This is a genomic window from Cupriavidus sp. 09_S30 (genome assembly GCF_056930435.1).
Genome location: NZ_JBXOWI010000001.1, coordinates 1,801,637 through 1,814,573 on the forward strand (window position 1 = coordinate 1,801,637; position 12,937 = coordinate 1,814,573).

The 12,937-nt window shown below is 69.3% G+C and carries 10 protein-coding genes; 6 read left to right on the forward strand and 4 right to left on the reverse strand.

All coding sequences use genetic code 11. From position 1 onward, the window contains the following. The first annotated feature begins 2 nt into the window (after window positions 1-2). Both AC1Z3O_RS08685 and AC1Z3O_RS08690 read left to right on the forward strand, forming a co-directional pair. Window positions 3-797 carry a TatD family hydrolase gene (locus tag AC1Z3O_RS08685; protein WP_483515193.1) on the forward strand — a complete coding sequence of 265 codons (795 nt, stop codon included), beginning with the start codon at window positions 3-5 and terminating at the stop codon, window positions 795-797. Then, complete coding sequence (locus AC1Z3O_RS08690; protein WP_483515194.1) at window positions 790-1,500, forward strand: ankyrin repeat domain-containing protein; 711 nt, start codon at window positions 790-792, stop codon at window positions 1,498-1,500. Before AC1Z3O_RS08685 ends, AC1Z3O_RS08690 begins: the two co-directional genes overlap by 8 nt. Before the next feature lie 79 nt (window positions 1,501-1,579). On the opposite strand, the gene egtB is transcribed toward AC1Z3O_RS08690, so the two are convergent. Further along, on the reverse strand, window positions 1,580-2,869 hold the full coding sequence (gene egtB, locus AC1Z3O_RS08695) for an ergothioneine biosynthesis protein EgtB (protein ID WP_483515195.1): 1,290 nt from the start codon (window positions 2,867-2,869) through the stop codon (window positions 1,580-1,582). 295 nt (window positions 2,870-3,164) lie between these two features. After that, a complete protein-coding gene (locus AC1Z3O_RS08700; RefSeq protein ID WP_483515196.1) occupies window positions 3,165-3,785 on the reverse strand; it encodes an FMN-dependent NADH-azoreductase in 621 nt (206 codons plus the stop codon). Window positions 3,786-3,931: 146 nt separating this feature from the next. Between AC1Z3O_RS08700 and AC1Z3O_RS08705 the strand changes: the two genes are divergently transcribed. Further along, window positions 3,932-4,885 carry a LysR substrate-binding domain-containing protein gene (locus tag AC1Z3O_RS08705; RefSeq protein ID WP_483515198.1) on the forward strand — a complete coding sequence of 318 codons (954 nt, stop codon included), beginning with the start codon at window positions 3,932-3,934 and terminating at the stop codon, window positions 4,883-4,885. Window positions 4,886-5,054: 169 nt separating this feature from the next. Next, window positions 5,055-5,468 carry a DoxX family protein gene (locus AC1Z3O_RS08710; RefSeq protein ID WP_483515199.1) on the forward strand — a complete coding sequence of 138 codons (414 nt, stop codon included), beginning with the start codon at window positions 5,055-5,057 and terminating at the stop codon, window positions 5,466-5,468. On the opposite strand, the gene AC1Z3O_RS08715 is transcribed toward AC1Z3O_RS08710, so the two are convergent. Next, complete coding sequence (locus tag AC1Z3O_RS08715) at window positions 5,465-6,715, reverse strand: EAL domain-containing response regulator (RefSeq protein ID WP_483515201.1); 1,251 nt, start codon at window positions 6,713-6,715, stop codon at window positions 5,465-5,467. The two genes, AC1Z3O_RS08710 and AC1Z3O_RS08715, sit on opposite strands and share 4 nt — an antisense overlap. 201 nt (window positions 6,716-6,916) lie before the next feature. Between AC1Z3O_RS08715 and AC1Z3O_RS08720 the strand changes: the two genes are divergently transcribed. After that, a complete protein-coding gene (locus AC1Z3O_RS08720; protein WP_483515202.1) occupies window positions 6,917-11,221 on the forward strand; it encodes a DNA translocase FtsK in 4,305 nt (1,434 codons plus the stop codon). A 47-nt stretch (window positions 11,222-11,268) separates the two neighbouring features. After that, window positions 11,269-11,604 (forward strand): cupin domain-containing protein, encoded by a 336-nt coding sequence (locus AC1Z3O_RS08725; protein ID WP_483515204.1) that lies wholly within the window; start codon window positions 11,269-11,271, stop codon window positions 11,602-11,604. A 105-nt stretch (window positions 11,605-11,709) separates the two neighbouring features. On the opposite strand, the gene AC1Z3O_RS08730 is transcribed toward AC1Z3O_RS08725, so the two are convergent. Then, the gene (locus AC1Z3O_RS08730) at window positions 11,710-12,879 is read right to left on the reverse strand and encodes a CMD domain protein (protein WP_483515206.1); all 1,170 of its coding nucleotides are present in this window, start codon (window positions 12,877-12,879) and stop codon (window positions 11,710-11,712) included. Window positions 12,880-12,937 lie beyond the last annotated feature (58 nt).

Below are 12,937 nucleotides of genomic sequence, written 5' to 3' on the forward strand. Positions count from 1 at the left end.
TCATGTTTGTCGATTCCCACTGCCATATCGATTTTCCCGACCTGGCCGCCCGCCTGCCCGAACTGCTGGACAATATGCGGGCCAACCAGGTCTCGCATGCCCTGTGCATTTCCGTCACGCTGGAGGATTTTCCCCGGGTGCTCGCGCTGGCGGAGCAGCATCCCAACCTCTATGCCTCGGTCGGCGTGCACCCCGACTACGAGGAAGGCGAGGAGCCGACGCTGGAGCGGTTGGTCACGCTGTCGGCCCATCCGCGCGTGGTCGGCACCGGCGAGACCGGCCTCGACTACTACCGGCTCAACGGCCGCAGCATCGCCGACATGGAATGGCAGCGCGAGCGCTTCCGCACCCATATCCGCGCGGCGCGCCAGACCGGCAAGCCGCTGATCATCCATACCCGCTCGTCGGCCGACGACACCTTGCGCCTGATGCGCGAGGAAGACGCCGGCGCGGTCGGGGGCGTGATGCACTGCTTCACGGAATCCTGGGACATCGCCCGCCAGGCGCTGGATCAAGGCTTCCATATCTCGTTCTCGGGCATCGTCACCTTCAAGAGCGCGGCCGATCTGCAGGAGACCGCGCGCAAGGTGCCGCTGGACCGCATGCTGATCGAGACCGACTCTCCCTACCTGGCCCCGGTGCCGTATCGCGGCAAGACCAATGAGCCGGCCTGGGTGCGCCATGTGGGCGAGTTCATCGCCAAGCTGCGCGGCGTGCCGGTGGAGCAGGTGGCGGAGCAGACGACCGAGAACTTCTTCCGCTTATTCAAGCATATAGAGAGGAAAGTTGATGCCTGACATGAAGATTTTCCGGCGCGCCGCCGCGGTGGCCCTGCTGGCCGGCTCGGCCCTGGCCTGGGCCGGCACCGTCGACGATATGCGCAAGGCCGTGGTCTTCGACGACGGCAACACCGTGCAGAAGATGCTGGCGCGCGGCACCGATCCCAACCTCGTCGACAGCAAGGGCGACCCCATGCTGCTGGTGGCGGTGCGCGAGAAATCGGCCAAGGTGATCAAGGTCCTGTCCGCGGACAAGAACATCGATTTCGACAAGACGAACGCTGCCGGCGAGACGCCGCTGATGATGGCCTGCCTGCTCAACGAGCCGGACGTGGTCAAGCTGATGGTCGAGAAGTACGAGGTGGAGATCAACAAGACCGGCTGGACGCCGCTGCACTACGCGGCCACCAACGGCAACATTGAGATCGTCAAGTACCTGCTGGACCATTCCGCGTATGTCGATGCGGAAAGCCCGAACGCCACCACGCCGCTGATGATGGCCGCGCGCGGCGGCCATATCGATACAGTCAAGCTGCTGCTCGACGAGGGCGCCGATATGCGCCTGCGTAACCAGCAAAACATGACCGTGATCGATTTCGCCGAGCGCTATCACCAGGACGAGATCGCCACGGGGTTGAAAGCCCGCTGGAAGAAGCTTTATCCGGACCTGCCGATGACGGCGCCGGCCAAGGCCGGCGCCGCGGCGGGCGGCCAGAAGTAAGGGCCAAGGGCCATCCAGCGGGAGGCGGCCACGTCGGCCCGCTTCCTGCGCCGGCTCCTGCGCCGCCCTTGGCAGGGGCTCAGGCGTCGTCCGCCAGCCGCAAGCCGGTGAACTGCCAGCGCTGGTGGGGATAGAAGTAATTGCGGTAGCTGGCGCGGATATGCGATTCGGGCGTGACGCAGGATCCGCCGCGCAGCACCATCTGGCTGCTCATGAACTTGCCGTTGTACTCACCCAGCGCGCCCGGCTGCGGGCGATAGCCCGGATAAGGCAGGAAGGCGCTGGCGGTCCACTCCCAGACATCGCCGAACATCTGGCGCAAGGCGCCCGCGGTGTTCTGGCGGTCGGGCAGCGGGCGCAGCGCCTGCCCCTCGACGAAGTTGCCGGTGGCCGGCAGCTTCTGCGCCGCATGTTCCCACTCCGCCTCGGTCGGCAGCCGTCGCTCGGCCCAGCGCGCGAAGGCATCCGCCTCGTAGAAGCTGATGTGGGTGACCGGGCTGTCCGGGTCGACCGGATGCATGCCCCGCAGGCTCATCTGCCACCAGGCGCCATCGCGCTCCTCCCAGTACAGCGGCGCCTGCACGCCTTGCTCGCTGACCCAGCGCCAGCCATCGGACAGCCACAGCCCCGCGCTCTGGTAGCCGCCATCGTCGATGAACTCGCACCATTGCTGGTTACTGACCGGATGCGAGCAGAGCAGATAGGGTTGCAGCAGCACCTCGTGGCGCGGCTCCTCGCAGTCGAAGGCGAAGTCGTCGCCGGCGTGCCCGATGGCAGCCACGCCGCCGGCAAAGGCGACCCACTCCGGAACGGGGCGCGGGTCGGTCATCACGGCCGCGACCAACTCATGCGCGTAGGCGGGGCGCAGCGGGTTCTGCGCGAACAGGTGCAGGATGTCGGTCAGCAGCAGTTCCTGGTGCTGCTGTTCATGGTTCAGCCCCAGTTCGATCAGTGCCGCCTCGGCATCGGTCTGTGCCGCGGCCAGCAGCGGCGCCATGGCGTCGTCCACCGCCTCGCGGTAGGCCAGCACCTCGTCCAGCGACGGCCGCGTCAGCAGGCCCCGGCGCGGGCGCGGGTGGCGTGGGCCGACCGATTCGTAGTAGGAATTGAACAGGTAGCGGAAACGTTCGTCGTAGGGTTCGTAACCGGGCACGCGCGCGGCCAGCACGAACTCCTCGAAGTACCAGGCGGTATGGGCCAGATGCCATTTGGCCGGGCTGGCGTCCTCCATGGACTGCACCGTTGCGTCGGCATCGCTCAGGTCGGCTGCCAGCGCTTCGGTGGCGGCCCGCACGTGGCGGTAGCGCGTGAGCAGCGTTGCCTCGTGCGGCGGATGGACGACGTTGGCGGGCAACAGGGCTGAAGACATGCGGGCTCCCGGAGTCGGACAGGGCAAACGGCACAAGCGAAAGCCAAGCGCGCGATGGCGCCGCGAAAGGGCAGCCGGCGCTTGCACCCGCGGGGGTGGCGCGCCTGAAATGGAAAAGAACTGGATTGCCTGGGCGGGGCGGGGCTTCCTGGTCCCGGCGCGCGAGGCTGGCGCCGGAAGGGGGGCGGACCGCGCCGCTGTCTCACGGCTCCATCATAGACGCGATCCCCCGCGACCGCGAGGCGCGGCGGCGGGGGGATCGGAGCGGCGCCTGGCGGCGCAGAGGGGATGCGGGTCAGGCGGCCAGCGCGCCGGCGTCGTTCAGTGCCGCCAGTTCGCTGCGCGCGGCGGCGATGCTGGCCTCGCGCTTTTCCGGGCCGAAGGCCAGGCCGTGGGCACGCACATAGGTGATGTCGGTGATGCCGAGGAAGCGCAGCACGACGTCGACGGTCTGCTCATGCAGGTCGAGTTGCGCGGCGTCCTGGCGCACGCCGCCACGCGACGACACCACGATCACGCGCTTGCCGCCGGCCAGGCCGACCGGGCCGTTCTCGGTGTAGCGGAAGGTGCGGCCCGCTTGTGCGATGCGGTCAATCCAGGCCTTGAGCTGGCTGGGAATGCTGAAGTTGTACTGCGGCACGCCGATCACCAGCACGTCGGCGGCAAGGAACTCGGCCAGCCAGGCTTCGGTGCGGGCCAGTTCGGCTTGCTGCACCGCATTCAGGCCGTCCTTGGGGCCACCCAGCACGGGCAGCAGGGCGCCGGACAGGTGGGCGGGCGCGTCCTGGTCCAGGTCACGCACCGTGACCTTGGCGTCCGGGTGGCGTGCACGCAGGTCGGCCACCACCTTGGCGGTCAGGCTGCGCGAAACGGAGTTGTCGCCAAGGACGCTGGTATCGATTTGCAGGATGTTCATCATGTTGCTCCGGAAGGTGATCGGGTTTCGATGTGTGAAAGATAGCGGTTGACCATTGATGCCGGTAGTGAGGCAAAATGGGAATTATTGTTCTACACATGGAACGCGCTGGCGGATGCTCCGCCGGCGGGACCAGGAGCCGACCGATGCAGGACCTGAACGATCTCTCGTTGTTTGCCCAGGTGGTGCGCCACGGCAGCTTTTCCGCGGCCAGCCGGGCCACGGGCGTGCCGAAGTCGCGTTTGAGCCGGCGCATCGCCCAGCTCGAGCGCGAGCTCGGGGTGCAGCTGCTGCGCCGCACCACGCGCCAGGTACGGGTCACGCCCGTGGGAGAGGCCTACTATGAGCGCTGCAGTGCGATGCTCAGGGAGGCGGAAGCGGCAAGCGAAGTCATCGAACTCGCGCGCGACCAGCCCGGCGGCACGTTGCGCGTCAGCTGTCCCGTAGGCGTGGCGCAGAGTCTGCTGGCGCCCGCCATCGGGCGCTTCATGCAGGCCAACCCGGCAGTGCGCATCGAGCTGGAGACCACCAACCGGCGCGTCGACGTGATCGGCGAGGGCTTCGATCTGTCCTTGCGGGTGCGCGAGGTCATCGAGGATTCCAGCCTGGTGGTGCGCACCTTCGGCGAAAGCCCGGTGGTGCTGGTGGCCAATCCCCGGCTGCTCGACGCCATCGGGCGGCCGCGCACGCCCGAGGCGCTGAATGGCGTGCCAGGCGTGGCGCAGCAGCCGCACGATGGCAAGCATGTCTGGACCCTGGCCTGCCAAGGCGCCCAGCCGATCCATATCAGCTACGACCCGCGCCTGGTTACCGACGAGTTCGCCGTGCTGCTGGAGGCGGCCATTGCCGGCGTGGGCGTCGCCATGCTCCCGCGCATGTACTGCCGCGACGCGATCGACAAGGGCGAGCTGGAACTACTGCTGCCGCAGTGGGCGATGCCGGTGGGCACGCTGCACGCGGTCTTCCCGTCGCGCAAGGGGATGACGCCCGCCCTGCGGCGATTCCTGGATTTTCTTACCGAGGTCTTGCCGGAAACAGCGCGCCGGGTGGGTATGCAGCCGGTGAGCGAGCCCGGCATGCACCGGCCGGTAGGCCGCTGAGGTGTCTCGCGGGAGCCACGGCCCGGCAAGCGCCGCGGCTGTCTGCGCCTTTACCTTCACGCCCGGCCGCACTAAGGTACAAAAGCGCCGGCAGTGTGTCGCCCGGGGCGCATTCCGGCGCGGCCCATCCCGGCCCATCGCCGCCTAGCGCGGACAAGGAGAGATGGCCATGAGCGGTTCCCAAGTTTCCCAGGACCTTGGCAAGGCGGTGCTGCGCATCGTGCTGGGGGCGCTGGTCCTGTGCCACGGCATCAGCAAGCTGATCCACGGACCGGGTTTCGTCGCGCAGATGGTGCAGCAGGCGGACCTGCCGCAGTCGCTTACCTACCTGGTCTACATCGGTGAGGTGGTGGCGCCGGTGCTGCTGATCCTGGGTATCTGGGCACGGCTGGCGGGCCTGATCGTGGTCATCAACATGCTGTTCGCGCTCGGCCTGGTCCACCTCCATCAATTCGGCGAGATGTCTTCCACCGGCGGCTGGGCGCTTGAGCTGCAGGGCATGTACCTGGCCGGCGCGCTGGCGGTGGCCTTGCTGGGCGCGGGCCGCCTCAGCATCGGCGGGGCGGCCGGCCGCTGGAACTAGCTCGGCCGGCGGGCCAGCACGTAGTCGATGAACTCGTCTTCCGACATCGGCTTGGACCACAGATAGCCTTGGCCCAGGGTGCAACCCAGCGTCAGCAGGACCTCGCGCTGGGCCTCGGTTTCCACGCCTTCCGCGACGCATTCCAGCTTCAGGTCGCGTGCCAGTCCGATCATGCTGCGGCAGATCAGCCCGCGCTGGTTGTTGCCATCCACGCTGGCAACGAAGGAGCGGTCCAGCTTCACCTGCGTGACCGGCAGGTCGGCCAGCAGCTTAAGCGTGGCGATGCCGACACCGAAGTCGTCCATGGCCACGCCATAGCCCATCAGCCGCAGGCGGTTGAGCGCGACCGACAGGGAAACGGGATCGGCGACCGGAAACGACTCGGTCAGCTCGATCGTGAACAGGCCGCGCGGGATGCCGCTGGCTGCCACCAAAGAGTCAAAGCGCTCCAGCACGCCTGCGCGGCACAGGGTCTGCGCCGACGCATTGATGCTCAGCGGGACGCTGGCCGACGCGGCCTGCAGCCGCTGCAGCACCGCCAGGCAGCGCTGGGCGACCAGGAAGAAGATGGCGTCGGCCTCGCCCAAGGCCTCCAGCCGGGCGATGAAGTGCTCGGGCGAGATCAGGCCTTGCGCGGGATCTCGCCAGCGGCACAGGGCCTCGGCCCCGGCCACCGTGCCGCTGTCGATGCGCATCTGGGGCTGCAGCTCGACGAAGAACTCGTCGCCAGCCTCCAGTGCGGCGAGCAGCCGCTGGTCGTCGGGCAACGGCGCCACGGGCCGCGCGGCACCCTGGTGGTGAAGCGCCATCGCATCGCGCAGGATCGTCTCCAGCGCCTCGGCGCACAGGGGTTTGTGCAAGGCATGCACCTGCGGCAGTCCGATCGCATCGGCCAGGTCGAGATGCGACGCCAGGATGGCCTCGTCCAGCGCGCTCACCCACAACCAGGCCGGCGGCGGGCCGGCGAAGGCCTGGGCGCCACGCTGGCTCAGCTCGCTCATCAGCTGGGGCCCGTTGAGGCCCGGCATGTCGATGTCGCACAACACCAGATCGAAGGGCGTGGCGGCAAGCAGTTGCGCGGCCTCGTGGCCGTCGGCCGCGCAGCGGACCTTGCTTACGCCCAGACGGTGCAGCAGTTGCTCGGCGGCCGCGCGCTGGAAGGGATGGTCGTCGACCACCAGGACGGTGAGGGCAGCGTAGCGAGCGGATGGCGCGGAAGGAACGGATGGGGCGGGCAGGGTCGGCATGATTGGGCGAGCGTTCGATATGCGATGGCGCGGAGAAAACCGGGCAGGCAAGTGCGGACCAAGGGCGGGCCAAGGCCGGGGCACCCGCCGTATGTCTGACATTCTGCAGTATTTCACCGTTAGCATTTGCAACCACCGAGATACCGTTCGGCCATACCCGCTACAATCGCTGCCCGTGGTTCAGATGAATACAAGGCAACAATGTTTTTCGGCTGGTTCGGATTTTCCACCCTGTGGCTGCTGCCGCTGCTCTGGCGCCTGGCGGCACGGGCGCTGGCGGGCGAACGGCGCGTCTTCGGTCCTGGTACGGTGCGCGTCTTGCTGGGTACGCTTGTCGTTCTGTGCGCCGGCGCTTCGCTCGAAGCCCTGACGGCAGCCGAGGGCAGCACGACGGCGGGCGGCTCCGCCGGGCGCGCACTGGCGGCATTGGCCAGCCACGCCATCGGCTGGACCGGTTCGCTGCTGCTGATGCTCGGCGTGCTCGCGCTGGCGGCACCGATGGTGTTCGGCGAAAGCTGGCGCGGCCTCTTCCTGCGCCAGCCCAAGCCGGCCAGGCCGGACGCCCCCGAACGCGCAGCACCGCCGGCACGCGAGCCGGAAGCCCGTGAATCCGCTGGTGTTGGCACATTTACGCCGTCCGCGGGCGACCGCGCGCCCGGCTGGAACGAGCCGACGCCACGCCACAAGAGCTTCGATGCCGTGTCGGCGAGTCGTCAGCCAGCCTGGCAACCGCCGCCGCGCACGCGCAACTCGCCGCCACAGCCAGGCGAAATCTGGCTGCACCAAGCACCGCCGCCCGGACCGGCCCAGCCCACCGGGGCACGCGCCGCGGCCACGTCTGCCGCTGCCGCAGGCGCGGCGAGCCCGGTGGGGGCCGCGCCGGTCCGTACCGCCACGCGGCTGAAGCCTGCTACGCCTGCTGCTCCCACCACGCCCATCACGCCCACCACGCCGCCGCAGCGCGGCATGCCGTCCGGTAGGGGAACGGTGCCGCAGGCCCAGGCACGCGCGGCACGCCCATCCCCCCAGTCCGCGCAAGCGGCCCCGCAGACCCAGCCGGCGCAAGCCGCCCGGCCCGCCACGGTCGCCGCACGGGGCGCGGTAGCCAGCAGCCCGATCCGCCAGCCACAGCCTGGCCTGCAGCGCCGCGCCACCACCTTGCCGGGCGCCAACGGAAACACGAACGCGGCCGGCAAGCCGGCCAATGCGACGGCGGGGACGGCTGACACGGGTGCTGCCAAGCCGGCGGCAGTGGCAGCGATATCCGCAGGAGCGGCCGGGCTTGCCATGACTACCGCGCAGGCAGCGCCGGTTCCAGCGGAACTGCCGGCTGCTTCCATGCCGTCGGCGCAGTCGGATGCCACCGCGAGCATGCCTGCTGCCGAGGCCACGCAGGCAACGCCGGTCGCCGAGACATCGGTCGAGGCAGCTAGCGCCGCGCCTGCGGCATCTGTCAATGAGCCAGGCAGTCCCGCGCCTGGCGCGATGCCGGCCCCAGCGGAAGGCCCCGCGCTGCCGGCGGCTGGCGGTGTCGATGCTGCGGGTCCGGCCGATATGGCCGGGGCGGCCGACGTGGCCGACGTGGCCGAAGCGGTCAGCGCGCCGGAAGCGGCCGAACCGGTCGAAGCGGCCGCGGCCGACCTTGCCGATGCCACGGGGGATCACGAGGCTCTCGAATCGATCCGGCAGGAAGCGCATGCCCTGCTGGCGGAGCTGCGTTCGCTGGCGGCAAGCGGCCGGCAGGCCGCTGCGGCCTTGGTACCGCCGACCGCCGCAGCGGCCTCGGCAGCCCTGGGCGAGCCAGACCGTGCGTCAGACCCGCAGGCGCCCGCCGCTGCGCCGATCGCGCCGCCGGCCGTCAGCGACGTGCCGTCGCTCGTCGCGGAAGGTGAGGGGCAGCAGGAGGCCGGACAGGGACTGGCACAGGCCGGCGCAGGTGAGGTGGCTGAAGTGGCCGAGGTGGCTGAAGCGACTGAGGTAGCCGAGGTGGCCGAAGCAGCTGAGGTAGCTGAAATAGCCGAGGTGGTTGAAGTAGCCGAGGTGGCCGAAACAGCTGAAGTGGCCGCGGTAGCCGAGGTGGCTGAAGTAGCCAAGGTAGCTGAAGTAGCCAGGGTGGCTGAAGTGGCTGAAGTAGCTGAAGTAGCTGAAGTAGCTGAAGTGGCTGAAGTGGCTGAAGTGGCTGAAGTAGCTGAAGTGGCTGAAGTGGCTGAAGTGGCTGAGGCGCCTGCATCCGACCAGTCTGAAGCGGCCGCCCCGGCGAGTGTGGCAACGGCTTCGGCTGGCGCACAGGACGAGTCCGTGGTGCCGGCGGACGGCGTGTCCGGTATCCCGCAGGAAGCGTCTGCCGGGGATGTCGTGATCGAAGACAGCGGAACGACGGACCCGGCTGAACCAGGTAAGCCTGGCGCCCCCTTTGCCGAGGTCGATCTGGCCTCAGCAGCAGTGGAAGCTATCGAGACTGCCGAGACTGCCGAGGCGGCCGAGCCTAGCGCAACGCTGTCAGTGGCAGAGAATCAAGGCCCGGCGCCCGCGGAGGCTGTCGCGCTCCCGGACGATGGTATCGAGCCGCAGGCTGCTGCAACCGGACCGACATGCGAAGCGGAGGAAGCAGGCGCGGCGCAGTGGGCGCCCGAATTTGCGATCGAGGACCTGTCCGAAGACGTGGCGGAGCGCGCGGCCGATACGGCAGACGCCGCGTCGCCGCTGACGGAAGCTGGCACAGCGGTGCCTGCGGCGGATGGCAGCGATATCGCGCCGCAGGATTCCACGGCCGGTAACCAGGCTGGACAAGCGCCGGAAACAGAGCCGGCCGTGTTCGTGGACGCGGCCACCGAGGCAGCGGGCGATGAGGCCGACGTGCCCGAAGAAGATGCCGAGCCGGTGGACGCCAATGCCTTGCTCGAACAAAGCAGTGCGCCGGCCCCCAAACCGCGCATCGTGTTGCAGGCGGTGGTGGGACGCGTGGTGTCGCTGCAGCCGCCGCCCGCACCACCGGCTCCCGCCGCGCCGCCGCGCATCGTCGATTACCGCCTGCCTGGCACCGAGCTGCTCGAAGCCGCCGGCGACGACGTCGAGCACGTTCCCCAGCAGCGCCTGGACGAGACCGGAAGTCTGATCGAACAGCGCCTGGCCGAGTTCAAGGTGCCGGTGGCGGTGGTGGGCGCTTCGGCGGGCCCGGTCATCACGCGCTTCGAGGTGGAACCGGCGCTGGGCGTGCGCGGCGCGCAGGTGGTCGGCCTGATGAAGGACCTGGCGCGCGCGCTGGGCGTGACTTCGATCCGCGTGGTGGAGACCATTCCCGGCAAGACCTGCATGGGTCTGGAGCTGCCCAACGCCAAGCGGCAGATGATCCGGCTGTCGGAGGTCGTGCGCGCCGCTTCCTTCCAGTCGCATGCTTCGCGCCTGGTGCTGGCCATGGGCAAGGACATCACCGGCAACCCGGTGGTGACCGACCTGGCGCGCGCGCCCCACCTGCTGGTGGCGGGCACCACGGGCTCGGGCAAGTCGGTGGCGGTCAACGCCATGATCCTGTCGATGCTGTACAAGGCCACGCCGGAAGATGTGCGCCTGATCATGATCGACCCGAAGATGCTGGAGCTGTCGGTCTACGAAGGCATCCCGCATCTGCTGGCGCCGGTGGTCACCGACATGAAGCAGGCTGCGCACGCGCTCAACTGGTGCGTGGGCGAGATGGAAAAGCGCTACCGGCTGATGTCGGCGCTGGGCGTGCGCAACCTGGCCGGCTACAACCAGAAGATCCGTGCGGCCGCCGCCGCCGGCGAGAAGGTGCCCAATCCCTTCTCGCTGACGCCCGACGCGCCGGAGCCGCTCAATCCGCTGCCGCTGATCGTGGTGGTGATCGACGAGCTGGCCGACCTGATGATGGTGGCGGGCAAGAAGATCGAGGAACTGATCGCACGGCTGGCACAGAAGGCGCGCGCGGCCGGCATCCACCTGATCCTGGCCACCCAGCGTCCCTCGGTGGACGTGATCACCGGCCTGATCAAGGCCAATATCCCGACGCGCGTGGCCTTCCAGGTGTCGTCCAAGATCGATTCGCGCACCATCCTCGACCAGATGGGGGCCGAGACGCTGCTGGGCCAGGGCGACATGCTGTTCCTGCCGCCCGGCACCGGCTACCCGCAGCGCGTGCATGGCGCCTTCGTTGCCGACGACGAGGTGCACCGCGTGGTGGAGCACTGGAAGCAGTTCGGCGAGCCGGACTACGACGAGAGCATCCTCGCAGGCGATGCGCCCGAGGGCGCGGCCGACCTGTTCGGCGAGGGCGGGCAGGGCGGCGACGGCGAGAGCGATCCGCTCTATGACGAGGCCGCATCCTTCGTGCTGACCTCGCGCCGCGCATCGATCTCGGCGGTGCAGCGGCAGCTGCGCATCGGCTACAACCGCGCGGCGCGCCTGATCGAGCAGATGGAAGTGGCGGGCCTGGTCTCGCCGATGGGCCGCAACGGCGCGCGCGACGTGATCGCACCGGGCGGCGGCGATTGAGCAGTGATTGAGCGCCGGCCACCGCGGCGGTGCATGGGAGGCAAGCGATGGATGAGAACCAGGGCAACCTGTTCGCCGGCGTGCCTGCCGGCGCCGCCGAGGAGGTCTTCACCGCGCTGCTGGAGCGCCCTGGGCTGAAGATCGAGCGCATCGTCTCCAACGGGCAGTCCAGCCCGCCCGGCTTCTGGTACGACAGCGCCCAGGAGGAGTGGGTGCTGCTGCTGGAAGGCAGCGCGGCGGTGCAGATCGAAGGGGAAGCCGCGCCGCGCCTGCTGCAGCCGGGCGCCTGGCTGCACCTCCCCGCGCACTGCCGGCACCGGGTGGCGTGGACCGATGCCGGCCGGCCGACGGTCTGGCTGGCGGTGCACTACGGCGCCGGCTGAGCGGGCGGGAACTGCGCGGCCTGGCCGGCCGGGTCGATGAAGGCAAGACCGGCCACGTCGGCCGGCCCGCGCGGCGCGGTGACCCAGCCTGTCGCTGCGCCCGCCTCAGTTCGCCGGCGCCGGGAACACCGGCTCGCCCAGGTTCAGCATCAGCCGGTTGGCCCAGGCGAAGATGGCGATGGAATGGACCAGGTCGAGCATCTCCGCCTCGCTGACGCCGGCCTGGTGCAGCGGCAGCAGGTCCTCGGCGGTGATGCGCTCAGGCTTCTCGGTCAGCGCGACCGAGAAGGCGCAGATGGCCTGTTCGCGCGCATTGGTGCCCGCGTTGCGCGGATTCTCGAAGACCTGGATGATGGCGTCGTTGCGCTTGGCGAGTTGCTCGAAACGCTGGGCGTGGACCGAGGCGCAGTACACGCAGCCGTTCAGGCGTGACACCACAGTGCTGGCCAGCTCGCGCTCGGCGCGCGGCATGCCGCCCGGTGCGTACATGATGGCGTTGAAGGCGGTCGAGCGCTGGCGCAGGATCTCGGGCTGGTGGACCAGGAACAGGTAGTAGTCGGAGACCTTGGCCTTGGGATGGCTTTCCTCCAGCACCGCGAGCTGCTCGGGCGTGGCGCGATCCAGCGCCACTACATCCAACCAGGCCTTCCAGTCCAGCACCTCGTTGGTGAAGCCGTGCAGTTTGATGATCTGGCCGGGAACGCTGGCGGGGGCCGGTGCCGCCGCGGCGGATGCGGCGGCCGGCGCCAGCTCGCGGCCATCCAGGCCCTGCAGCGCCTTCAAAGCCTTCAGACCGGCCACCAGGCGCACCTGGTAGGACAGGAAGGCGACCAACTGAGCCAGCGTGACCACCTCGGGCGTGGACAGGCCCGCGGCCGGCAGGGTGCGCAGCGCGGCGGCATCGCCCTCGACCGGGTCTTCGATCAGCTTGCGCGTGAAGGCCAGCATGGCGGCCAGCCGGCCGTCCGCCGCCGCGGAGGCATCGCCCTCGGCCACGGCCTGTACCAGCGCGGCATCGGCGCCGGCCTGCTGCAGCCGTGCGCGATAGTGGGCGACGAGTTCGGCGTTGGGCGTCAGCCGCGCCGCGTACAGCGCCACCAGCAGGCGCTCGGCTAGAGTCAGGCCGGGCAGGGCCGGATCGAACAGGCCGGCGTAGCTGCCCTGGGTGGCGTCCACCACCTTGGCGCGCGCGTGGCGCAGGGTGTGCGTAGCGCTGCCCGGCGCAAGGCCGGCCAGCTGGTCGACGACGTCGGCGGATTCGGGAAGTTGGCTCATGGTCGGGTCTCGTTGGTCCGGTGCGGATCTTGGTATGGGCGGGCGCGGGGCCGGGCCC